Source organism: Nonomuraea sp. NPDC050451 (genome assembly GCF_044458585.1).
This window is the reverse complement of sequence record NZ_JBITHZ010000012.1, coordinates 186,969-209,868: the sequence shown is the minus strand read 5'-3', so window position 1 is coordinate 209,868 and position 22,900 is coordinate 186,969. Positions and strand designations below refer to the sequence as shown.

The following is a 22,900-nucleotide window of genomic DNA, read 5'->3' as shown; positions in this document are numbered from 1 at the left end:
CACGCGGACCCGGCCGGAGCCGGGCATGATGACGGACTCCAGCCTCACCGGGAGGTCAGCTGGAGAAAGCGAATACCTGCGTGAACGGTGGCCCGCGCCGGGGCGCCGAGTGCGCCAGCACCACCGAGCGCAGCCGGCCCGGCTCGGGCGCCGTCACCACGGCGACCGGCTCATGGACCGGCTGCGGCAAGACCACCAGGAGGACCTGGCACAGCCGCGCGGCCAAGCGGTGCAGCAGCCCCCACAGGGCGGCCTCGCCGCGGGCCAGCCACAGGGCGATCAGCCCGGTCGCCCCTGCATGCGCGACGAGCATGCCGGCACTGGGCGCCAGTCCCGCGTGGGCATGGCCGAGCCCCGCGTGCACGGCCGGAGTGTGGCTGAGAGAGAAGAGGACATGCAGCACCACCTGCAGGCCTGCGAGCAGCGGCAAGATCACCGCCAGCGGCCGCTCACGCCCTGAGGCGACGGCCGCGGCCCCGAACGCCAGCAGCAGCCCGCCGGCCATCACCGGCCCCGCGACCGAACCCCCGCCGAAGAGGTGCGCCAGCACGCCCAGCGCCACGCACACCACGGCGAACACCGCGGCACGGGCGAGGCGGAACGGCAAGGAGGCGGTCATAGCGGGCTCATCATCCCATCCCGCCCCCTCGCTCCGGAATCCGCCATCGTGCCCTGCCTCGATGATCGCCGCGCGCACCTGCGACTCCTGGAGCGACGGGCCTCCGCTCACGGTGACGCGGCCCCCGGCACGGTCACGTGGAAGAAGGCGTCCGTGGCGCAAGGGTGGATCGTGCTCGTGCAATCGTATGCGGGTAACGGGGCCCTGGCCGCCCGCGATGCTCCAGTGAAACTCCTGACCGACCTTTGGCGCAGGTTCGCGATCGTGCCGTCGGGGCTACGTGATCGGCGGTGCTTGTCCAGGGTCGTGGCCAGGCTGGTCGCGGGCTTTGGCCGACCATGACGGTCATACCCGCCCGTGAGGAGGTCAACGTGGATCCGATCGTTTTGGCCGCGGGCACAGCGCTGGTGACGGCCATGGCCACCGACGCCTGGCAGTCGGCCCGCGACGGTGCGGTCGCACTGTGGCGTAAGGTCCGCCCCGAGCAGGCCGACGCCGTCGAGGCGGAGTTGGTCGAGGTCCGTGATCAGGTGCTCGAGGCCCGCCGGGACGGCGACACCGACACCGAGCAGGCCTTGGCCGGCTCCTGGCAGGTCCGGCTGCAGCAACTGCTGCGCGCCGACCCGTCCCTGGCCGGAGAGCTGCGGCGGGTCCTGGAGGAGGACCTTACGCCCGTGCTGTCTCGGGACGAGAGCACGCGGATCGGGTCGATCGTGATGAAGGCGACCGCGAGCGGGCACGGCCGGGTCTACCAGGCCGGTGGTGACCAGCACATCACGGAGGGGTGAGCAGCACGACCCGAGACCCCGGCCCCGACGACACCCCGGACAGCCCCCTCGGCGGGGCCGACCGGCAGGGGGAAGGCGTCCGCCAGGAGGCGCACGCGTCCGGCCATGCACGGATCAACCAGGCCGGCCGGGACCAGCACTTCTACTACAGTGTCGGCCCGCACACCCGGCGGCGTACCCGGCCGGGGGAGGCGCTTGAATGCCCCTACCCCGGGCTGGCGGCATTCGCGCCGGAACAGGCGCGCTGGTTCTTCGGCCGCGACGGCCTGGTGGCCGACCTGCTCGCCCGTCTCGACCAGCGACTGCGGGGCGTGGGCAGGATCCAAATGGTGATCGCGCCATCGGGCACCGGGAAGTCCTCGCTGCTCCGCGCCGGCCTGCTGCCAAGACTGGCCCAGTCGGCCCTGCCAGACTCTCACCGCTGGCCGGTCCTGCTGTTCACGCCCACGACCGACCCCGTCGGGGCTCTCGCCGCCCAGATCTGCTCGCTCACCGGCACGGACACGGCAGAGACCGCAGACCGTCTCCGTGCCGATCCGTGTGCGGGTGCGGCGATGCTGGCCGGGCACATCGACGACGACCACGCGATGCGAGTCGTCGTGGTGGTGGACCAATTCGAGGAACTGTTCACCGTATGCGCCGACGACCGCCAGAGGCGCATTTTCATCGACCTGCTCAGCCGGATCGCCGACCCGTACCCGGAGGCGGAAGCGCCCGCAGCACGGCCGGCCGGGCTGGTCGTGATCGGGATGCGAGCCGACTTCTACGCGGCCTGTGCCGGCCACCCCGGATTGCGGACGGCTCTGGAGGACGCTCCGCTGCTGGTCGGGGCGATGTCGCGGGCGGAGGTGCGCGAGGCGATCATCTTCCCCGCGCAGGACGTGGGACTGGAGATCGAACCTGGCCTCGTCGAACTGCTCCTGCGCGATCTCGGGGCGACGAACGGCCCCGGCGAGGAGGAGACGACCGGCTACGAGGCGGGACGGCTCCCGTTGCTGGCGCACGCGCTGCGGGTGAGCTGGCAGCAGCGGAACGGCGCCACGCTGACGGTCGAGGGCTACCAGGCCACTGGGGGCATCCAGCGGGCGCTCGCCACCACCGCCGACCGGGCCTTCGCCGGCTTGGCCGCCGACGAGCGGAAGGCGGCCAGGACCGTGTTCCTGCGCTTGGTGAAGATCGGCGAAGGTGCGGATGACAGCCGGCGGCGCGTGTCATGGACCGAACTGGTGGAGGCCTCTGGAGACAGCCCCACCGCCTCCGCCGTCGTGGACGTGTTCACCGAGGCGCGATTGCTGACCCGGGAGCAGGACACCGTGGAGATCACCCACGAGGCCCTGCTGCACGGCTGGCCGCAGCTGCGCCGCTGGATCGACGGTGACCGTACGGGCCGGATACTGCACCAGGACCTCGAAGAGGAGACGGCCGCGTGGGAACGGGCAGGGGGCGATCCCGCCCTGCTGTATCGGGGAAGCCGCCTGGAGGTCGCGCAGGCCTGGGCGGCCGCCGCGCCGGTCGGCGACCTCAGTCTCGCTGCGCGGGCGTTCCTGTCCGCGAGCGCCCGCCTGCACCGCCGTACGGCGCGGCTGCGCGTCAGCGTCATCGCCGCCCTGGCCGTGCTGGCTGTGGTCGCCGCGACCACCGCCGTGATCGGCGTACGGGAGCGAGGCGAGGCCCTCCGTCAGCGCGACACGGCCACCTACAACCGCATCCTCGCCGAGGCGGACCGGCTCGCCGACACCGATATCTCCCTGTCGGCCCAGCTCACTCTCGTCGCACACCGCAGGAATCCCGGCGACGACACCTACACCCGTATTCTCAACATCCAGCACACTCCCCTATCCATCCGGCTGGCGGTCCAGGCCGACTCCATCAATTCGGTGGCGTTCAGCCCGAGCGGGCGGATTCTCGCCGCCGCCGGCGGCGACGGACTGATACGGCTGTGGGACGTCGCCGACCCGGCCCATCCCAAGCCACTGGCCCGGCCCCTCAGCGGCCACACCGACGGCATCCTGGAAGTGGCGTTCAGCCCTGACGGCCAGGCTCTCGCCAGCCTCGGCTACGACAAGTCGGTGCGGCTTTGGGATGTCGCCGACCCAGCCCGCCCGAAGCCGCTCGGCCGCCCCCTCTCCTTGCACAGCGACTACCTGTCCACACTCGCGTTCAGCCCCGACGGGCACATTCTCGTCGTCGCCGACAGCCAGGTGCACCTGTGGAGCGTCCGCGACCCGGCCCGGCCAAAACCGCTCGGCCGACTGCCGGCCCACTTCACGAACGGCGTGTTCTCGCTCGCGTTCAGCCCCGACGGGCACATGCTCGCCGTCGGCGACAACGACCAGAAGGTGTGGCGGTGGAGCCTCGACGATCCGGCGCACCCGCGACCGCTGGGCCGGCCTCTGGTGCACGACGGCTTCCTCACTTCGGTCAATGCACTGGCCTTCAGCCCCGGCGGCGAACTGGCCAGCGCGAGCGACGACGTACGGCGGTGGGATCCCTATACCGGGAACCTGGTCAGCCGGCCTCTCGGCGGCTCCACCGACGTCGTCAGCGACGTGGCGTTCAGCCCGGATCGTTTCACGCTTGCCAGCACGGACGACAATGTGATCCGGCTGTGGAACGTCTCCGAGCAGAGTGAGGTGAAGGCGATCGGCCGGCCCCTCACCGGCCACACCGGAGGCGTCCGGTCGCTGGCGTTCAGCCCGGACGGCCGCACGCTCGCCAGTGCCGCCGAAGACGGAACGGTGCGGCTGTGGAATTTCGCCGTCGGCCGCATCACCGATGCCACGGGATCGACCCCATCGGTGGCCTTCGGCCCCGACGGCAGGACTCTCGTCGGCGTCGGCTGGGCCGCGCGGCTGTGGAGGACGACCGATCCGGCCCGTCCGATGCCCCTGGGTGAATTCCCCAGCGGGTTCGCCGCACAATTCGACGGAGTCCTCGGCCCCATGGCGCTCAGCCCCGACTGGCGTACATTGGCCACCGTCGGCGACCGAAACCATGGAGGCCGCTCCTTGCGTCTGTGGAATATCACGGCGCGGGACCGCGCCGTACAGATCGGCCCGGCCCTCACTGGCCAAAGTGACGCCTTCACCTCGGTGGCGTTCAGCCCGTACGGGCGCTTCCTCGTCGCCATCGGCGAAGACGGATCGGTTTGGCTGTGGGATGTTGCCGACCCCGCACACCCGACCGCCTCGGCACAACCGCTCTCCGGTCCCACAGGCGACGGAGTTCCCGTCGTCTCGCTGGCGTTCAGCCCCGATGGCCACACCCTCGCCAGTGCCGACGGGAACGACGTGAGCCTCTGGAACATCGCCGACCCCGTTCGCCCGAAGCCGCTGAGCCGGCTCCCGTCCCACTCCGCGGATAGCGTGCACTCGCTCGCGTTCAGCCCCGACGGGCACACCCTCGCCGTCGCCGGCACACAAGTGAACCTGTGGAGCGTCCGCGACCTGACCCAGCCGAAACCGCTGGGGGTGCTGCCATCCCAGGCCACGGGCACGCTCGCGTTCAGCCCCGACGGGCACACCCTCGCCAGCGAGGGAGGGGACGGGTCGGTATGGCTGTGGCACATCTCCGCCTCGGGCCGCGCCGAACCCCGGGGGCAGCGCCTCACCGGCCACAACGGCGCCGTCGCGTCTATGGCGTTCAGCCCGGACGGGCACCTGCTGGCCAGCGCAGGGGGAGACAGGTCGATTCAGCTGTGGGAGCTGGATGCGGAGACCGCCATCCGCCGCATCTGCGCCTCCAGCGCGGAAGCCATGACCGCCGACGCATGGCGCCGCTACGTGGGCGACATCTCTTACTCTCCCCCGTGCGGCAATGGGGGATGATGATCAAGCCGGCACGTTCCCGGTACGAGCCTGGCACCCGTGGCTGGCTCCAGCTCAACCACACCATGAGGCCGCCGAGACCCTCCATCGCGACCTGACAGTCGTGCCCGGGCCGCTCACACCACACCAGATACAACGGCACGCCAGTGGCGTATGCCTGCATCGTGCTCTCCGCCCGCCTTGGCGGACGATGTGGACGATCGGCCGTCCGGCGGCGCGGAAGGCGGCGGTCAGCGAGGCCGGCGTGGGCAGCACCTCGCTGGTGCCCGCGACGCCGTACGGCGCCTCGGACAGGAAGTCGCGCTGCACGTCGATGGTCAGCAGCGCCGAGGTGGCCCGCGGAGGTGGGGATCGGTGATGGCGTTCATGCACGGTCGCCCTCCGCGCGGGAGTTATCACCCGAAATCATCGCATCGCGTGTCGAGCCGCCTGGCGGCGGTCCAGGTCAGTGCCGGGCTGTCTGCATCAGGCGCAGCGCCGCCTCGGCCGTCTCATACCGCCAGGCGGCCACGACGTGGTCGAAGCCATGCGCCTTGTCCCGCTGCCTGCGCAGGCTGATGATGATCGGCTCGATGCGCTCCGCCTGCGCGTCCAGCAGCGGGCGCGGGTCCGCGCCGGATCGCTGGAGCAGGGCGAACTTGATCAGGAACTCGGTACGGATGTCGCGGATGTGCTCGACCGGGCACCTCAACCACCCGCCCACGGCCGACGTCCCGGCCGCCGTGGCGGTGAACACCGTACGCTGCGGACCGCTCTCCCCCCGCTCCTTGCCGCACGGCTCGATGAGAGACAGGTCGGTGAGCCGATCGAGCGCGCGGTAGACCCGAGGCCGCGGCACCTGCCAGATCGCGCCGACGGCACCGGTGGAAGCGGTGAGTCGCGCGACGGCGAAGCCGTACGTGGGCCCCTCCGCCACGAGCGCGAGCACGACCCACTCGGTGAGCGACAAGGCGCGATAATCCACACGGCCAAGGGTAGGGCCAGTCGCGGACGTCAGGAGGTCGCCAAGTAGTCTCGCATTGACTAGCCACGGTTGCGGAGGACTGCTCTGTGAGGGAGAACGAGGCCGGCACCTTAGGGCGTCGCCCGGGATGAGACCCGTCCCGAACGCCATCTGCGTCGGCGGCCCCTACGACGGCATGCTGACCCGCATCGACCAGGACGTCGGCGTCGTGGAGGTCTTCGCCTTCGAGGCGGACGGCTCGACGCGCAGCGTCCCCTATCGGGTCACGGCAGGCCGGGTCCACCATCCTTCGTGCGCCACCCCGTTCGTCGTGCTCAGCTGGGTCGAGCCCGCCCACGGCCAGCTCTGAGACGGCGCCGGCCAGAAGGGGTGGGCGCGGCCGGCGTGCAGGTTCCCGCCTGGCAGCGCGCCGCCCACACCCACCCCTCGTTCCCCGGGTCCGCCAATCCCGAGCCCGGGAGGTCCTCCAACAGCTGGGCGCACACCGGCTTGTCCTCGGTGCACGCCTCCAGCACCTCGCGGCCCATCTCCCGCCCCCAGCCGGACTGCCTGTAGCCGCCGAACGGCAGGGCCGCGGCGGGTGGCCCGCACCACGCGTTCGACGTCCTCGGCGTCGGCTTCCTCTCTCCTGATCTGATCGACTGAGCCAGCGCTTGGTAGTCACCATGAGACTACTGACAGTGGAAGAGGGCAAGAGGTTCGGCCGACTCACAAACGGCGCCGATCGCCTCCTTCTCCTCTCATCCGCCATGAGTAAGCTGAATAGAGCTCGCAGATGAGCCGAGCGGCTGGGCACGCGAGGAGGCGCCGGTGCACCCCACGTCGACCGAACTCCCAACGGATGGCCAGGTGACGCTGTCGGGCCAGGTGCGCGCGCCCGGCTGGGTGAGCGCCGCGACGCTCCGCTCGATGCCGCAGCGGGAAATGGCGGTGAGTTTCGAGTGCCGCAGTTCCGGGCCGCGGCGCCACTACTTCACCGGGCCGCTGCTCATCGACGTGCTCCAGGCCGCCGAGCCACTGTTCGACCCGGCGGAGCGGAAAGACCGGCTGCGCTTCCTGATCGCGGTCCTGGGACGCGACGGCCACCGCGCCGTACTGTCGTGGGGCGAGATCGACCCCGAGTTCGGCAACACGGCGGCGCTGCTCGCCGTCAGCATGGACTGCCGCGACCTCGAAAAGGAGGGGCCGCATCTCGTGATGCCGGGCGACCGCTGCGGAGCGCGGCACATCAGCCAGGTCACCGACATCAGGATGTGCGCCGACGACCGGTTATGGGTCTAGGCCGCAGGAGCAGGGCGGGTCGGCCCAGTGCAGGGCGATGTACGGCTCGGCCTGGCCGAAGTAGCGCACCCGTTCGCGGGTGATGCGGTAGCGGGCGCACGTCTGGGGCTCGTCCGGCGAGCGGCGCGGCACGGGGACGGTCAGGATGCCGATGTCCTGGTCGACGTGGGTGAGCAGACCGTGGCAGGGCCCGCCGAGACAGATGGCGTTGCAGTCGTGGCCGAGCCGCTCGGCGTTCATGCCGGGTACGCATGGGTCTCGGCGGCCTCGACCGAGGGCCAGATCTGCCGGCCCGGGGTCAGGTCGAGGTCGGCCAGGGCGACGGGGGTGATGTCGGCGAAGGTCATGGCGCGCTCACCAATCGGTCGCGCAGTCTGGCCAGGATGGTCACGGAGACGGCGAGCAGGACGAGGCTGAGCACGACCCGCCGCCTCCGGCTCCGTCTCCAAGGCCAGGTAGAGGGCCGGCGGCATCGTACGGGTGGTGCCCCGCAGCGCCCCCTCCACGCTGATCACCAGGAACGACGTCGCCACGAACGCCTCCGCGACGACCACCCCCGCCGCGGTGAACGGCAACGTGATCCCGAACGACGACTCCAGCCACTGCCCTACCAGCCCGCTCCGCCCCAGCACCAGCGCCACACCGCCCACCACCGGCGGCAGTCCCAGCGACACGGTGTCCAGTGCTCGGACCAGCCGCCGCCCGGGAAACGGCACCCGGGCCAGCAGCCAGGCCAGCAGCACCCCGAGCAGCAAGCACACGGCGGTGGCGACGGTGCCGCACGCCAGCGACAGCCGCAACGCCTCCAGCACCTGCGGCTCGGCCAGCCGCTGCGGCAGCGTGGTCCAGAGGGCGCGGATCAGCAGTCCGGCCAGCGGCAGCACCAGGAAGGCCGGGCCCACCAGCGCGGGGACGACCAGCATCCACGGCAGCCGCCCAGAGACCCCGCGACCCGCAGCCGAACGCCCGGCACGCCCGAAGACCCCGCGACCCGCAACCGAACACCCGGCACGCCCGAAGACCCCGCGACCCGCAACCGAACACCCGGCACGCCCGGAGACCTCGCGACCTGCGGCCGGACGCCCGGCGGGCCCGGCACGCGGACCTGCCGGGCCGAGCGGCTCCGGCGGCGAAGAGCTCATCCCGGATCAGGGGGCCTCGAAGCCGGCCTTGGTCAGCACGTCCTTGCCCTGCTGCGACAGCACCAGGTCCACGAACTGCTTGGCCAGGTCACCCGCGGGAGCCTTGGTCAGGGTGGCGATCGGATAGTCGTTGATCGCCTGGTCGGCCTCGGGGAACGCGATGCCCTGGACCTTGCCCGCCGACGCGATCACGTCCGTCTTGTAGACCAGCGCCGCGTCCACCTCGCCCAGCTCCACCTTGGTCAGCGTGGCCTTGACGTCCTGCTCCAGCGTCACAGGCTTGACCTTGAGCCCGGCCGCGTCCAGCGCCTTGATCGCCGCCGCCCCGCACGGCACCTGCTCGGCGCACAACGCCACCTTCACCTTGCTGTCGGTCAGATCCTTCAGCTCGTCCACCTTGGCCGGATTGTCCTTCGGCACGGCGATCTCCAGCTTGTTGCGCACGAACGTGGTCGGCGCATTCGCCAGCGACGCGTCGGTCGCCGTCTTCATCGTGGCCGGGCTCGCCGCGGCGAACACGTCCGCAGGAGCCCCTTGGGCGATCTGCTGGGCCAGCGTCGCGCTGGAGCCGAAGTTGAACTTCACCGTCGTACCCGGGTGCGCGGCCTCGAAAGTCTTGCCGAGCTCGGTGAACGTCCCGGTCAGCGACGCCGCAGCGAACACCGTCACCTCCTTGGCAGCACCACCGGCGGCCGGGGCCGACGAAGCCGCGGTCGTGGACGTGGCCGGTCCGCCGGAGCCGCAACCGGACAGGCCCGCCAGCGCGAATGCCACGGGCAGGGCGATCGCCCATCGGGAAAGACGCCTGAACACCACAGGGGGCTCCTCACAAGTGACTGGCCACGCGTTCGTGACCGGGAATCTCCACGACGACGTTGGTGGACTTGATCACGGCGACCGCCACCACCCCGCCTCCAGGCCGAGCTCGTCGGCGGCCTGGAGGCTGATCAGCGGCACCCTCCGGAACGGCCCCGGCGGCGATCTCCGCCTGCGCCATCACCGCATCGCGGATCACCTCGGTCACGATGCCGCGAAAGCGGTTACGGGACGAGGAGCGGTTGCCGTCGCCGCTCTCCTCGATCTGCGAGCGAGTGAAAGCGGCCAGGTCGGCGCCGTTCGCCTGCTGATGACCGTGCTCGTCCCGGCCGGCTCCCAGCCGATCCGCGTCCACCCAGCGGCGGACCGTGTCAGCGCTGACCCCGAGCAGCGCGGCGGCCTCGCTGATCCGAAACGTCGTCACAAGCTCTCAGGATACCGCCAGCAGATTCGAGCCTTAATACCCGTCCTGGTCCGCAATAGCGGTATGATCTACCGCTCAGCCGTGGCATTCACGAGACCCGAGAGCACGCGGTTCCCGCCGACCGCGCCGACGGTGGTCTGCCGAACGGAGGAGAGGCCGGCGGCGGGCGCGACCGTGGCGGGGGGCGTGAGTGTGGCGCCAGTCGCGGCGTGGCGGCTGGCGTGAGTGTGGCGGCCGTCGCAACCGTGGCGGCTGGCGTGAGTGGCCAGCAGGGCGGTGGCGAGCGCGGACGCGGCGGCCCAGCGGCGGCCCAGTGGCGGCCCAGCGGCGGCCCAGCGGCGGCCAGGTCGCCGGCCGCGCTCGTTCACCATGGCGCGACTGCGCAGTCTGCCGCAGCACACCCTCCGCCGCCGTGCGCTACCAGACCTCCCACGGCGCGGATAAGCACACCTCCACCGGCCCGCTGCTGTCCGACGTCCTCCAGCTGACCGAGCCCCACATCGATCCCGACGTCAAGAACGCGCAGCTACGCCTGGTCCTCACCGCCACCGGCCCCGGCCGCTACCGCGCCGCCCGAGCCTGGGGCCGAGTCAGATGGTCCGGCAGAGGCGGGCCGCGTCCAGCATCGCGGCATGGACGTTCCTGCTCGCCACCGCGTCCCCGATGCGGAACAGCCGGAACGAACCGGCTTCGTTGCGCACCACCGACTGGGGCTTGCGGGCCAGCAGGTCCGCCAGGTCGACGGCCCCCAGGTTGGTGGAGGAGTCGAGCAGCTCGTCGTAGAGCTCCTGGACCGGATCGGTGCCCATCTCGGCCACGATGGCATCGAAGATGCGGTGTTCACGGAACGCGAAGCCGTCCACACCGAGTTCCACCGCCAAACCGTCCGGAGTCTTGGAGACCCCGTGCAGTCGGCGAAGGACGGTGACCGCGACACCGTTCTCCGCCAATGAGTGGAAATAGCCGGACGCCGTGAGCGAGCCGACGTCGGGTGAGAGCGTCCGCTCGGGCGTGACGATCTCGACGGTGGCGCCTTCCCGGACGAGGGCCTCCGCCGCGTCGAGTGCCTGGTTGCCGCCGTGGTCGTCGTAGACCATCACCCGCCCCCGCAGCCGACGCGTGCCGGCGAGCACGTCCCAGGTGTCATGGACCAGGCCGGCCCCGGGGATGCGGGGTGTCGCGGGGGTGCCGCCGGTCGCGACGATGACGACGTCCCATGGCTGTTCGAGCAGCGTCCGGCCGTCGACGTAGGTGTTCAACGAGATCGGCACGCCCAGCCGGGCGAGCTCGTCGGTTCTCCAGTCGATGATGCCGCGAAGATCGCGACGGCGCGGCGCCATCGAGGCCAGCAGCAGCTGCCCGCCCACCTTGTCGGCGGCCTCGAAGAGCCGCACCGCGTGACCGCGCTCCGCGAGGACGCGGGACGCTTCCAGACCGGCGGGCCCGGCGCCGACCACCGCGACGCGCCTCGTCGTGCGCGCGACCTCGATGCGCTGGGGCACCTCGCGCTCGCGGCCGGTGGACGGGTTGTGTATGCAGAAGGCCGCGCCCGAGCCGTAGATGCCGTCGATGCACATGTTGGCGCCGACGCACGGACGGATCCGGTCGGTGTGACCGTCACGCACCTTGTTGGGCAGCTCGGGGTCGGCCATCAACGCCCTGGTCATGCCGACCAGATCGAGCAGGCCCTCTTCGATCGCGTACCGTGCGGTGGCGACATCGCTGATCCGGGCGGCGTGCATGACCGGGACGGAGAGCTTCTGCTTGATCCGCCCGGCGAACTCCAGGTGCGGAGAGGCCGGCGTGGACATCGGCGCGATGGCGCGGGCCAGGTCGGCGTCGGTGCCGATCGACCCCTTGATCAGGCTGATGAAGTCGATCCCGGCCTCGGTGATGTCCGCGGCGATGCGCAGCGCCTCGTGCGTCTCGAGGCCGCCCTCGCGCTCTTCGTCGAAGGTCATACGCGCGCCGATGACGAACTCCGGCCCGACCGCCTCGCGGACGGCGCGGATGACCCGCAGCGGGTAGCGCATGCGGTTTTCGTAGGAGCCGCCGTACTCGTCGTCGCGGTGGTTCCAGAACGGCGTCCAGAACGAGTCCAGGAAGTGCCCGTACGCCATGAGTTCGATGCCGTCGAGACCCGCGGACCGGCAGCGCTGCGCGACGTCGACGAAGTCCCGCAGCACCCGGTCGAGGTCCCATTGCTCGGCCGCCTTGGCGAACGCGCGGTGCGCGGGCTCGCGGACGTTGCTCGCCGAGATCGCCGGGAGCCAGTTGTCGGTGTAGTTGCTCGTACGGTGACCGAGGTGCGTGAGCTGGGTCATCACGGCCGCGCCCTGCTCGTGGACCTCGTCGGCGAGCCGGCGCAGCAGCGGCTCCGCCTCGTCCTTCCAGAGCTGCAGGTTCCCGAACGCGGGCGCGCTGTCCCGGCTGACCAGAGCGCTGCCGCCGATCATGGTCAACCCGACGCCGCCACGGGCCTTCTCGACGTGGTAGGCGCGGTAGCGGTCCTTGGGCAGGCCGTCCTCGCTGTAGGCCGGCTCGTGAGAGGTGCTGACGATGCGGTTGCGCAGAGTCAGGTTCTTGAGGACGAACGGGCTCATCAGGGGGTCGTTGACGGTCACCCCACACCTCCGCTGATTCTCCGGGGCGCCAGGGCGGCGGCCTCGTGCAGGGCCATGCCGCGGGTCTCGGGTGCCCACCGGGCGGAGACGACGGCGCCGATGAGGCTGATGGCCGCGGCCGCGAGCATGGTGCCGCCGATGCCCCAGCCGCTCAGGGCCATGGGGACGAGGTACGTGCCGACGGCGGCGCCGATCCGGCTGACGGAGGAGGCCAGGCCGACGGCGGAGCCGCGTACCTCGGTGGGGAACAGCTCGTTCGGATAGATCCACTGCAGGATCTGGGTGCCGCCGATGATGACCGCGTACAGGGCGAAGAGGGTCATGATCACGGCCGCGGGGGCGCCGGGGAAGAGGCCGAGCAGCAGCAGGGCCAGGCCCGACCAGATGAAGCTGTGGATGACCAGGGGGCGCCGGCCCATGCGGTTCACGCCGAACAGGGCGATCACGCAGCCGATGAGGAACATGACGGTGATCAGGGCCGATCCGAGGTTCGCCAGCGAGCCTTCGAGGTTGAGGGCGCCGAGGATGGTCGGGCCGAAGGCGTAGATGGCGAAGAGCGGGACGATGGAGCAGGTCCAGAAGACGGAGATGTAGAGCATCCGCCCGCCGTAGCCGGCGCGGATGATCGCCTTGGCGTCGACGTTCTCGCGCTCCTCCCCCGGCAGGTCGGCGATCGTCGCGTCGGGTCCGAAGACCTGCTTGAGTACGGCCTCGGCCTCCTCGGCGCGGCCCTTGTTCGCCAGCCAGCGCGGGGACTCGGGCGTGCCCAGCCGCAGCAGCACGATGATCGCGGCGGGCAGCGCGGCGCTGGCGAGCATCCACCGCCACGCGTCGTCACCGATCGCCAGCAGCGCCTCGCCGACGATGTACGCCACCGCTGCGCCCACGAACCACATGACGACCAGGCCGCCCAGCAGCGGCCCCCGATAGCGGCGCGGCGTGAACTCGGCCAGCAGCGACGTTGCGATGGGGTAGTCCGCGCCGACCGCCATGCCGATCAGCAGGCGCAGGACGAACAGCCACACCGGATCGGTGGCCCAGAACTGCGCGACGGAGCAGGCGATGATGGCGATCAGGTCGATGGTGTACAGGACCTGCCGGCCGAACCTGTCGGTCAGGTAGCCGCCCGCGAACGCACCGAGGAAGATCCCGATGAGCGCGGACGCGCCGATGAGGCCCTGGGCGGAGTCGGACAGGCTCAGCTGCGGCGTGATCTGCACCATGGCGACGCCGATGACGCTGAGGACGTAGCCGTCGAGGAACGGGCCCCCGGAGGAGTACAGCGCCAGTTTCTTGTGGAAGCGCGACAGGGGCGCGTCATCCAGTCTGTTTCCTGCGTTTGCGGTCATCACGGCCTCCGGGAGAGGTCCCCTGGTCGGGGGGTTGATCTCGTGTCGTTGGTACCGGGCGCCTCGCGAACACGCGGTTTCCTGGAGGCGCCGGCAGTGTGGCCACCGGATGGCTTCGAAGTATGTGACGGCCTGGGGCGGCCAACAATGCTCGCGCCGCCTCGCCGGCCGCCGGGGTACCTCTGAATCAGAAATTCGGCTACGGTTGCCGGCATGGCCGGCTGTCCCCGCGACGCCGTGATCCTCACCGAGGACGAACGGGCCACGCTGCGGACGTGGACCCGCAGCCGCACCTGCTCGCAGGCCCTGGCCCTGCGGGCGCGGATCGTGCTGGCGTGCGAGGACGAGCCCACCAGCACCGCCGTGGCCCGGCGCCTCGGCGTCTCCCGCGACATGGTCGGCAAGTGGCGCGCCCGCTTCCTCGCCGGACGGCTGGACGGCCTCGACGAGCAGCCCCGCCCCGGGCGGCCTCCCGCGGCCGACGACGACACGGTGGCGCACGTCCTGGTCCGCACGCTCACCGCGCCACCGGCCGGTGCCAGGCAGTCCTGGTCGACCCGTTCCATGGCGGCCGAGACCGGCCTGAGCCAGAGCACGGTGAGCCGGATCTGGCGGGCCTACCGCGTCCAGCCCGGGGCGCGCGCCACGGCCGGGCCGCGCCGGGCGTGGTCCCTGCCGGAGCGCGCCGAGGAGGTGGTCGGCCTGTTCATCGCCCCGCCGGTGTGCGTGCTCGCCGTGACGGCCCGGGCGGGAGGGGGCGAGGCCGTACGCGCCTCTGCGGGCCGGCTGTTCGGCCAGGACCGGGAGGCGCCCCACGTGTTGGCCGTGGCCTGCGCCTTCGCGGCGCTGCGGGGCGAGCGGCACCTGGACCATCCCGCCCTGCGCGCGTTCCTGGAGCAGGTCAGGTCGGCGGTGGGTGCCGGGGCAAGCGTGCACGTGCTGGCGCACGGCGTACCGGCGCAGGAATGCGACGCCCTCGATCGACCGGACACGGCCGCGCGCCTGCGCTGGCACCGGGCGCCCAGCCCGGCCGCGTGGACCGACGAGGCCCACCGCCTGCTCGCCGCCGACACTCAGTTCTCCCGCGAGGCCGCCGACACTCAGCTCCCCCGCGAGGCCGCCCACGGTCAATTCCCCCGCGAGGCCGCCGACACTCAGCTCCTTCGCGAGCCCGCCGACGCTCAGTCCCCTCGCGAGACCGCACCCGACCTGCCCCGGCTGCGCGACGCGCTGCTGACCTGGTCCACCACGTGGACCCCCGCCACGGCCCCCTTCACCAGGGTCGCCGCACCGCGCCCGCCGTACGACACCCCGGCCATCTGCGGCCCTGGAAATGACTCGAACGCCCGCGACGCGCGCGCACAGGACCTCCCCGGGAGCGCCTCCCCCGACGCTCCGCCCGGCGCCCCCATCACCACCGACCCCGTCGTGGGCCTGCTGCGCGAAGCCCTCCTCTCCGGTCGCCATCGGCCCGGCGAGCGCGTACGGGAGGCGCCGCTCGCGGCCCGCCTCGGCCTGTCCCGCCGGGTCATCCGCGCGGGCCTTCGGGCACTGGCCGAGGAAGGCATGCTCGACCTGCTCCCCGGCGGCGCGACCGCCGTCCCCGCCGTCACGGCCAAGGACGTCCTCGATCTCTACGCCCTGCGCGCCGGCCTCGGCGCGCTGCTCATCCGCCGCGTCGCCATGCTCGGCCGCGAGAAGCTCGCCCCCGCGTCAGCCGCCCTGGCGGAGGTACGCGCCGCCGCCCGGGACGGCGACAACGCCCGCATCCGCGAAACCGACCTGCGCTTCCAGGACGCCCTCGCCCGTACCGCGGACCTCCCGCAGGCCGCCGGCACCTTCGAACGCCTCACGGCGCGGCTGCGCATGTTCGTCAACGTCCTGGACATGGACTACAGCCAGGCGTGCGACACCATCGCGAACGAGGACACCGCCGTCTACGACGCGTTGCGCGACGCCGACGGGAACGAGGGGGCCCGGCTGTATCGGGTCAAGATCGAACGCTGCGTCCGCTACATGATCGCCCAACTCCCCGAGGACGACGTCGCCCCGCACCTGTGGACCATCCTGGCGGGCAGGCCCCGCCCGCCCCGGACCGCCCCGCACTGACGCGGAAGCCGCCGGTCAGCCGCCGCCCGGCTCGGCGGTCCGCTCCCACAGCGACTTCATCTCGGCGAACCCCTGCTCCATGATCCCCACCATGGCCTCCCGGGCCCGCTGGCCGTCGCGCCGCTGGATCGCCTGGGCGACGTCGTTGTGCAGCTGCAGCGCCTGCTCGTCCGGGTAGTGCGGCATCAGGTGGTAGTGGTGCCGGCCGGCCAGCACCTCGGCGACGATCAGTTGCAGTTTCGCGAACATCTCGTTGCCGGAGGCGGCCAGCACCCGCCGGTGGAAGTCGATGTCCAGGTCGAGGAAGCGGGCCTCGTCGCCGGCCTTCCCGGCGGCCCACATCTTGGCCGCGAGCCCGACCAGCTCGCTCGCCTCGTCGTCGTCGACCCGCTCGGCGGCCAGCCAGGCGGCGTGCGGCTCGATCGCGGTCCGCAGCTCGGTGATCGAGCGCAGCTGCGCCATCCTCCCGTCCGAGGCGAGCCGCCAGCGGATCACCTGCGGATCGAAGACGCTCCACACCCCGGGGGGCTGGATCATGATCCCGACCCGGCGCCGGGTCTCGATGAGCCCCATGGACGCGAGCACCCGCAGCACCTCGCGGATCACCGAGCGGGAGACCTGATAGCGGTCGACCAGGTCTTCGATGCTCAGGACCGAACCGGCGGCCACGTCGCCGCTGCAGATGGCGGTGCCGAGGTGGTCGAGGACGCGTGCGTGCAACCCAGCCTCCGCAGCGGCGGGCCGAGTGGGGGCGGCCCCCGGGGAGGACTGATTCACGGCATAGAACATATCAGTTGAAGGTTGACTCTTGAATAAGTCAGCTTTTTTGGCCTAGCATCCCGGCATTAAGCAGATGTTACGAGCATGTGGCGCTCTTCCGGGGGGCGGCGACCATGACAGAAAGGCGGGATGACGTGCGACGTCGAGCGATATTCGGTACATCTCTGGCCGTGGTGGCCGCCATGGCCCTGTCCGCCTGTGGCGGTGGCGGTGACGGCGGCGGGTCCAAGACGGTCCGGATCACCCTGGCCAACCACGTGTGGACCGACAACATCAAGAAGGCCCTGCCCGAGTTCGAGAAGCAGACCGGGCTCAAGGCCGAGATCACCCAGCTCGGCGAGGACCAGCTCTCCGACCAGTACAACGTCAAGCTGAACGCCGGCTCCTCCGACATCGACGTGATGATGTACCGCCCCCTGCAGGAGGGCAGGCTCTTCGCCAAGAACAAGTACCTGGCCGACCTGTCGGAGCAGGTGAAGGCCAACAAGGACTGGGACTTCGGCGACTTCCAGGCCGGCCCGGTGGAGGCCACCACGTACGAGGGCAAGCCGGTCGGCGTCCCGATCATCACCGAGCAGGAGGTCCTCTACTACCGCAAGGACCTGCTCGCCAAGGCCGGCCTGAGCGCCCCGCCGAAGACCCTCGACGAGCTCAAGGCCGCCGCCGCCAAGATCAAGGCGGCCGAGCCGGACGTCGCCGGCTTCGTCGCCCGTACCGGCAAGTCGCCGGCGGTCACCCAGTTCTCCAGCTTCCTCTACAGCTTCGGCGGCGACTTCGTCGACGGCAGCGGCAAGGCCGCGGTCAACAGCGAGGCGGCCAAGCAGGCGTACGCCTACTACGGCGGGCTGATCAAGGACTCCGGCCCCGCGAACGTCAGCACCGACATGGGCTGGCCCGAGGCGATGGCCATCTTCACCCAGGGCAAGGCCGCCTTCTACACCGAGGCCAACTCGCTCTACAAGAACGCCACCGACCCCGCCAAGTCCAAGGTCTCGGACAACGTCGGCTTCGCGCCGTTCCCGGCCGGCCCGAGCGGTTCCAAGCCGTACAACATCCCGTCGTGGGCGCTGGGCATCAACTCCAGCTCGGAGAACACGGCCAACGCCTGGAAGTTCATCGAGTGGGCCACCGGCAAGGCGCAGACGCTCGCCCAGCAGAAGTCCGGCGTGCCGGGCGCCCGCAGCTCCGTCTGGTCCAACCCGGAGGGCACCTCAACCTTCCCGAAGGACCTGGTGGAGGCCATCGCGGCCAGCACCAAGGACGGGGTGGGTCATGACCGGCCGCTGGTCGTGAAGGTCGCCGAGTCCCGCGAGATCGTGGGCCAGCCGATCGTCGACGCGATCACCGGCAAGGACGCCGCGGCGGCCGCCGACACGGCCAACGCCGCGTTCCAGAAGTTCCTGGACGACGAGGCCAAGTAAGCGGCACCCGCCGACCCCTGGAGTCCCCATGGCAACGATCACCACACCCACCACCAAGGCGCCGCGCGGCGCCCCCGCCGCCCCCGGCACGCCCGGGTGGCTGCGCTGGGTCGACGAGCACCGCAAATGGCTCTTCGCCGCGCCCGCGATGGTCTTCGTCGCCGCGCTGCTCGTGTTCCCCCTGGCCTGGACCGGCTACCTCAGCCTGACCGACGCCGAGGGATCCGTCCGCGCGGAGAGCGAGTTCGTGGGCCTGCGGAACTATCTCGACGTCCTGTCGGACACCGAGCGGTTCTGGCCCGCGGTCGGGCGGACCGCCACGTTCACCGTCGTCGCGCTGCTGTTCGAGGTGGTCCTCGGGATGGCGATCGCGCTGCTGCTCTGGCGGCCCTTCAAGGGGCAGCGGTGGGTCCGGGTCGCCATCCTCATGCCGCTCGTCGCCACCCCGGTGGCGGTCGGCATGATGTGGCGGCTCATCTTCGACCCGAACATCGGCCTGGCCAACCAGCTCCTCGGCTGGTTCGGCATCGGGCCGCAGCCGTGGCTGTCCGGCCAGCACTCGGCCCTGCCCACCACGATCTTCATCGACGTGTGGCAGTGGACGCCGATGGTGGTGCTGATCCTGCTGGCCGGGCTCACCTCGCTGTCGGAGGAGCCGCAGGAGGCGGCGCGCATCGACGGCGCCAGCACCTGGCAGCGGTTCCGGCACGTCACCCTGCCGCTGTTGATGCCCACGCTGACCGTGGCGGTCCTGCTGCGCGGCATCGACGCCCTGAAGACCTTCGACATCCTGTACGCCACGAAGGGCCGCGGCGGCGGTTCGTTCCACGAGGTCGAGACGCTCAACGTGTACGCCTACGGCCTCAGCTTCGACTACAACGAGTACGGCGTCTCCTCCACCGTGCTCATCCTCTTCTTCCTGATCATCATCGGGGCCATGTGGGCCCTGACCGCCCGGCGCAAGGAGGCGCAGCGATGAAGGCCCGGCCCGCGTACCAGGTGTTCCGGGTGGTGGCGCTCACCTTCGTGGTGCTGTCGTTGGTCGCGCCGCTGCTCTGGATGATCTCCGCGTCGTTCAAGACCAACGTCGACATCTACGACCCGGGCAAGGCCCTGGCCTTCTCGCCCACCATGGACAACTACGCCAAGGTGCTCCAGCAGGCGAACTACGTCGAGTTCATCGTCAACAGCCTCTGGGTGGCGTTCGCCGCCACGGTGGCGTCGCTGATCCTCGGCGTGCCGGCGGCGTACTCGATGAGCCGGTTCAACATGAAGAAGTCCGCGCTGGTGGTGCTGATGGCCCGGGTCATCCCCGGTGTCTCGCTGCTGGTGCCCTGGTACTACGTCTTCTCCAACCTGAAGATGGTCGGCGGCTTCGGGGTGCTGATCATCAGCCACATGTTCGTCTCGCTGCCGCTGGTGGTCTACATCATGATGGGCTACTTCGACAGCCTGCCCGAGGAGCTGGAGGAGGCGGCGCTGGTGGACGGGCTGACCCACGTCGGCGCGTTCCGGCGCATCACCCTGCCGCTGTCCGTGCCGGGCATCGCCACCGCCGGGATCCTGTCCTTCATCTTCTCCTGGAACAACTTCATGTTCGCGCTCGTACTGTCCGACGCCGACACCAAGACCCTGCCCGTGGCGATCTTCGACTTCGTCGGCTACGCCAGCATCGACTGGGGCGGCCTGATGGCCGCGGCCACCGTGGTCACCGTGCCGATCATGGTGATCGCCCTGTTCGTGCAGAAGTACGTGGTCTCCGGCCTCACCGCCGGTGCGACGAAGGGCTGAGCGGCATGACGACCATCGCGCGCATCGAGACCTTCCTCGTCGCCCCCCGCTGGCTCTTCGTCCGGGTGGAGACCGACTGCGGGATCGTCGGCTGGGGCGAGGCCACCTGCGAGGGGCGCTCCGAGACCGTCCGCGCCGCCGTCGACCAGCTCGCGGAGCTGCTGATCGGCCAGGACGCGCTGCGCATCGAGGACCACTGGCAGGTGCTGACCAAGGGCTCGTTCTACCGGGGCGGCCCGATCCTGGCCAGCGCCGTGGCGGGCCTCGACCAGGCCCTCTGGGACATCGCCGGCAAGCACTTCGGCGCCCCCGTCCATCAGCTGCTCGGCGGCCCGGTCCGGGACCGGATCCGGGTGTACGGCTGGGTCGGCGGCGACGAGCCAAGCGAGGTCCGCGACCACATCGCCGCCCAGGTCGAGGCCGGGCTCACCGCGGTGAAGATGAACGCCTCCGGCAGGATGAGCCCCGTGGCCTCGGTCGCCGAGCTGGACGGCGTGGTCGCCCGGGTGGCCGCCGCCCGCGAGGTGCTCGGCGACCACCGCGACGTGGCCGTCGACTTCCACGGGCGCTTCACCCTGGCCAACGCCCGCCGGGTGGCGCCGCTGTTGGAGCCGTACCGGCCGCTGTTCCTGGAGGAGCCGGTCGTCCCGGAGAACTCGCACCTCATCGGCGAGTTCGTCCGCTCGACGACCACCCCGGTCTCGACCGGGGAGCGGCTCTACAGCCGGCAGGAGTTCCTGCCGGTCTTCCAGGCCGGCATCGCGGTCGCCCAGCCGGACCTCTCGCACGCCGGCGGCATCACCGAGGTCCGCAAGATCGCCGTGCTCGCCGAGGTGTACGACGTGCAGCTCGCCCCGCACTGCCCGCTCGGCCCGATCGCCCTCGCGGCCTGCCTGCAGGTCGGCTTCGCCACGCCCAACTACCTGATCCAGGAGCAGAGCATCGGCATCCACTACAACCGTGGCGCCGAGGTGCTCGACTACTGCCTCGACAAGACCCCGCTGACCTTCGTGGACGGACACGTCGAGCGGCTGACCGCGCCGGGCCTGGGTATCGAGATCGACGACCAGGCGGTCCGCTCCGCCGACAAACGAGGACACGCCTGGCGCAGCCCCGTCTGGCGACATCGGGACGGTTCGTACGCGGAATGGTAACCACGACCCCCGAACGCACCGCCGACGTGAGAAAGGCACCCGCGTGAAGATCATCGCAGCGGACGTCATCGTCACCAGTCCCGACCGCAACTTCGTCACCCTCAAGATCACGACGGACGAGGGGATCACCGGGCTGGGCGACGGCACCCTCAACGGGCGCGAGCTGGCGGTCGCGTCGTACCTGGCCGACCACGTCGTCCCGTTGCTGATCGGACGGGACCCGCATCGCATCGAGGACACCTGGCAGTTCCTCTACCGCTCGGCGTACTGGCGGCGCGGGCCCGTCACCATGGCCGCCATCGCGGCCGTGGACGTGGCGCTGTGGGACATCAAGGCCAAGGCCGCCGGGATGCCGCTCTACCAGCTGCTCGGCGGCGCCTCCCGGAACGGCATCATGGCGTACGGGCATGCCTCGGGCCGGGACCTGCCGGAGCTGTTCGACTCGATCCGCCGGCACCTGGAGATGGGGTACCGCTCGCTGCGGGTGCAGACCTCCGTACCGGGCATCAACGCCGTCTACGGCGTGGCCGCCCAGCCGAGCGTCGAGGGCAAGCGGTACGACTACGAGCCGGCCCAGCGCACCGCGCTGCCCGCGGAAGAGGACTGGGACACCCGCGCCTACCTGCGCCACCTGCCCGGCGTCTTCGAGGCGGTGCGCAACGAGTTCGGCCCCGAGCTGCCGCTGCTGCACGACGGGCACCACCGGATGACGCCCATCCAGGCCGCCCGGCTCGGCAAGGCCCTCGAGCCGTACGACCTGTTCTGGCTGGAGGACTGCACGCCGGCGGAGAACCAGGAGGCGCTGCGCCTGGTCCGCCGGCACACGACCACCCCGCTGGCCATCGGGGAGGTCTTCAACACCGTGTGGGACTACCAGACCCTGATCCGCGAGCAGCTCATCGACTACGTCCGCTCCGCCGTCACCCACACCGGCGGGATCACGGCCATGCGCAAGCTGCTCGACTACGCCGCCCAGTACCAGATCAAGTCCGGCATCCACGGCCCGACCGACATCTCCCCGGTCGGCATGGCCGCCGCCCTGCACCTGGACCTGGCCATCCACAACTTCGGCATCCAGGAGTACATGCAGCACGGCGCGGCGACCAACGAGGTGTTCCGGCAGTCGTTCAGCTTCTCCGACGGCTACCTGCACCCCGGGGAGCTGCCGGGGCTCGGCGTGGATCTCGACGAGGAGGCCGCTGCGCGATTCCCGTACCAACCGGCGTACCTGCCGTTCAACCGGCTCAAGGACGGCACCGTCCATGACTGGTGAGCACCGGCGCACCCGGCACGTCGTGGTCATGGGCGTGTCGGGCGCGGGCAAGACGACCGTGGCCCGCAAAGTCAGCGAGCTGACCGGGCTGCGGTTCGCCGAGGCGGACGAGTTCCACCCGGAGGCGAACGTGGCGCGGATGCGCGCCGGCATCCCGCTGAACGACGCGGACCGCTGGCCGTGGCTGCGCGATCTGGCCGCCTGGATGGCCGCCCGGCACGCCGAGGGCGTCTCCACGGTGCTGGCCTGCTCGGCGCTCAAGCGCTCCTATCGGGACGTGCTGCGGCAGGGCCCGCCGGAGGTGGAGTTCGTCCACCTGGACGGGCCCGCGACGCTGATCCGGGACCGGTTGACCCGCCGCACCGGCCACTACATGTCGCCCGGCCTGTTCGACTCGCAGCGGGCGACCCTGGAGCACCTCGGCCCGGAGGAGTCCGGGATGGTGCTGGAGGTGGCGCTGCCGCCGGACGAGCTGGCGGCGGCGGTGACGGCCCGGCTCGGCCTGCCCTCCGCCAGCCGCCCGGCCATCCCCTGATCA

At 71.0% G+C, this 22,900-nt stretch carries 21 protein-coding genes and 2 pseudogenes; 11 read left to right on the top strand and 12 right to left on the bottom strand.

All coding sequences use genetic code 11. The features are described from left to right. Nucleotides 1–55: 55 nt before the first annotated feature. Nucleotides 56–619 carry an MFS transporter gene (locus ACIBI9_RS32930; protein WP_397227674.1) on the bottom strand — a complete coding sequence of 188 codons (564 nt, stop codon included), beginning with the start codon at nt 617–619 and terminating at the stop codon, nt 56–58. A 371-nt stretch (nt 620–990) separates the two neighbouring features. On the opposite strand from ACIBI9_RS32930, the gene ACIBI9_RS32925 reads away from it, so the two are divergent. Next, nucleotides 991–1,407: a hypothetical protein gene (locus ACIBI9_RS32925; RefSeq protein WP_397227672.1), complete on the top strand. Its 417-nt coding sequence runs from the start codon at nt 991–993 to the stop codon at nt 1,405–1,407. Further along, nucleotides 1,404–5,234, top strand: coding sequence for an NACHT and WD repeat domain-containing protein (locus tag ACIBI9_RS32920; RefSeq protein WP_397227670.1), 3,831 nt, complete (start codon nt 1,404–1,406; stop codon nt 5,232–5,234). The genes ACIBI9_RS32925 and ACIBI9_RS32920 overlap by 4 nt, the downstream gene beginning before the upstream one ends. Before the next feature lie 54 nt (nt 5,235–5,288). Here the strand turns inward: ACIBI9_RS32920 and ACIBI9_RS32915 are convergent, their stop codons facing one another. Both ACIBI9_RS32915 and ACIBI9_RS32910 read right to left on the bottom strand, forming a co-directional pair. Then, entirely contained in the window at nt 5,289–5,543 is a 255-nt protein-coding gene (locus tag ACIBI9_RS32915; protein WP_397227934.1) for a hypothetical protein, read from the bottom strand. A gap of 136 nt (nt 5,544–5,679) precedes the next feature. Further along, nucleotides 5,680–6,198, bottom strand: coding sequence for a PadR family transcriptional regulator (locus ACIBI9_RS32910; protein ID WP_397227668.1), 519 nt, complete (start codon nt 6,196–6,198; stop codon nt 5,680–5,682). A gap of 127 nt (nt 6,199–6,325) precedes the next feature. Between ACIBI9_RS32910 and ACIBI9_RS32905 the strand changes: the two genes are divergently transcribed. Next, a complete protein-coding gene (locus ACIBI9_RS32905; RefSeq protein WP_397227666.1) occupies nt 6,326–6,547 on the top strand; it encodes a hypothetical protein in 222 nt (73 codons plus the stop codon). Here ACIBI9_RS32905 and ACIBI9_RS32900 read toward each other — a convergent pair. Beyond that, nucleotides 6,513–6,767 carry a hypothetical protein gene (locus ACIBI9_RS32900; RefSeq protein WP_397227932.1) on the bottom strand — a complete coding sequence of 85 codons (255 nt, stop codon included), beginning with the start codon at nt 6,765–6,767 and terminating at the stop codon, nt 6,513–6,515. The genes ACIBI9_RS32905 and ACIBI9_RS32900 overlap by 35 nt on opposite strands. Nucleotides 6,768–7,008: 241 nt before the next feature. Between ACIBI9_RS32900 and ACIBI9_RS32895 the strand changes: the two genes are divergently transcribed. Next, the gene (locus ACIBI9_RS32895) at nt 7,009–7,479 is read left to right on the top strand and encodes a hypothetical protein (RefSeq protein WP_397227664.1); all 471 of its coding nucleotides are present in this window, start codon (nt 7,009–7,011) and stop codon (nt 7,477–7,479) included. Here the strand turns inward: ACIBI9_RS32895 and ACIBI9_RS32890 are convergent. The 7 genes and pseudogenes from ACIBI9_RS32890 to ACIBI9_RS32860 form a co-directional block, all read right to left on the bottom strand. Beyond that, nucleotides 7,468–7,719 (bottom strand): hypothetical protein, encoded by a 252-nt coding sequence (locus tag ACIBI9_RS32890; protein ID WP_397227662.1) that lies wholly within the window; start codon nt 7,717–7,719, stop codon nt 7,468–7,470. The two genes, ACIBI9_RS32895 and ACIBI9_RS32890, sit on opposite strands and share 12 nt — an antisense overlap. A 103-nt stretch (nt 7,720–7,822) precedes the next feature. Then, a pseudogene (locus ACIBI9_RS32885) lies at nt 7,823–8,402 on the bottom strand (hypothetical protein). Between the two features lie 225 nt (nt 8,403–8,627). Beyond that, nucleotides 8,628–9,437: a molybdate ABC transporter substrate-binding protein gene (gene modA / locus ACIBI9_RS32880; RefSeq protein ID WP_397227660.1), complete on the bottom strand. Its 810-nt coding sequence runs from the start codon at nt 9,435–9,437 to the stop codon at nt 8,628–8,630. A gap of 10 nt (nt 9,438–9,447) precedes the next feature. Next, nucleotides 9,448–9,861 (bottom strand): annotated as a pseudogene (locus ACIBI9_RS32875) (molybdopterin-binding protein). A gap of 68 nt (nt 9,862–9,929) precedes the next feature. Next, entirely contained in the window at nt 9,930–10,232 is a 303-nt protein-coding gene (locus tag ACIBI9_RS32870) for a hypothetical protein (protein WP_397227658.1), read from the bottom strand. A 219-nt stretch (nt 10,233–10,451) separates the two neighbouring features. Beyond that, the gene (locus ACIBI9_RS32865; RefSeq protein WP_397227656.1) at nt 10,452–12,485 is read right to left on the bottom strand and encodes an FAD-dependent oxidoreductase; all 2,034 of its coding nucleotides are present in this window, start codon (nt 12,483–12,485) and stop codon (nt 10,452–10,454) included. After that, the gene (locus tag ACIBI9_RS32860) at nt 12,482–13,834 is read right to left on the bottom strand and encodes an MFS transporter (RefSeq protein ID WP_397227654.1); all 1,353 of its coding nucleotides are present in this window, start codon (nt 13,832–13,834) and stop codon (nt 12,482–12,484) included. Before ACIBI9_RS32860 ends, ACIBI9_RS32865 begins: the two co-directional genes overlap by 4 nt. Before the next feature lie 213 nt (nt 13,835–14,047). Between ACIBI9_RS32860 and ACIBI9_RS32855 the strand changes: the two genes are divergently transcribed. Further along, a complete protein-coding gene (locus ACIBI9_RS32855) occupies nt 14,048–15,943 on the top strand; it encodes a helix-turn-helix domain-containing protein (RefSeq protein WP_397227652.1) in 1,896 nt (631 codons plus the stop codon). A gap of 15 nt (nt 15,944–15,958) precedes the next feature. Here the strand turns inward: ACIBI9_RS32855 and ACIBI9_RS32850 are convergent, their stop codons facing one another. Next, complete coding sequence (locus ACIBI9_RS32850) at nt 15,959–16,663, bottom strand: FadR/GntR family transcriptional regulator (protein ID WP_397227650.1); 705 nt, start codon at nt 16,661–16,663, stop codon at nt 15,959–15,961. Between the two features lie 242 nt (nt 16,664–16,905). Between ACIBI9_RS32850 and ACIBI9_RS32845 the strand changes: the two genes are divergently transcribed. The 6 genes from ACIBI9_RS32845 to ACIBI9_RS32820 are packed head-to-tail and all read left to right on the top strand — an operon-like array spanning nt 16,906 to nt 22,897. Next, nucleotides 16,906–18,144, top strand: coding sequence for an ABC transporter substrate-binding protein (locus ACIBI9_RS32845; protein WP_397227648.1), 1,239 nt, complete (start codon nt 16,906–16,908; stop codon nt 18,142–18,144). Between the two features lie 28 nt (nt 18,145–18,172). Then, nucleotides 18,173–19,123, top strand: a complete 951-nt coding sequence (locus tag ACIBI9_RS32840) for a carbohydrate ABC transporter permease (protein WP_397227646.1) — start codon at nt 18,173–18,175, stop codon at nt 19,121–19,123. After that, nucleotides 19,120–19,935, top strand: coding sequence for a carbohydrate ABC transporter permease (locus tag ACIBI9_RS32835; RefSeq protein WP_397227644.1), 816 nt, complete (start codon nt 19,120–19,122; stop codon nt 19,933–19,935). Before ACIBI9_RS32840 ends, ACIBI9_RS32835 begins: the two co-directional genes overlap by 4 nt. Before the next feature lie 5 nt (nt 19,936–19,940). Then, a complete protein-coding gene (gene dgoD, locus ACIBI9_RS32830; RefSeq protein WP_397227642.1) occupies nt 19,941–21,089 on the top strand; it encodes a galactonate dehydratase in 1,149 nt (382 codons plus the stop codon). A 43-nt stretch (nt 21,090–21,132) separates the two neighbouring features. Continuing rightward, a complete protein-coding gene (manD, locus tag ACIBI9_RS32825; protein WP_397227640.1) occupies nt 21,133–22,362 on the top strand; it encodes a D-mannonate dehydratase ManD in 1,230 nt (409 codons plus the stop codon). Continuing rightward, nucleotides 22,352–22,897 carry a gluconokinase gene (locus ACIBI9_RS32820; protein WP_397227638.1) on the top strand — a complete coding sequence of 182 codons (546 nt, stop codon included), beginning with the start codon at nt 22,352–22,354 and terminating at the stop codon, nt 22,895–22,897. Before manD ends, ACIBI9_RS32820 begins: the two co-directional genes overlap by 11 nt. Nucleotides 22,898–22,900: the final 3 nt, after the last annotated feature.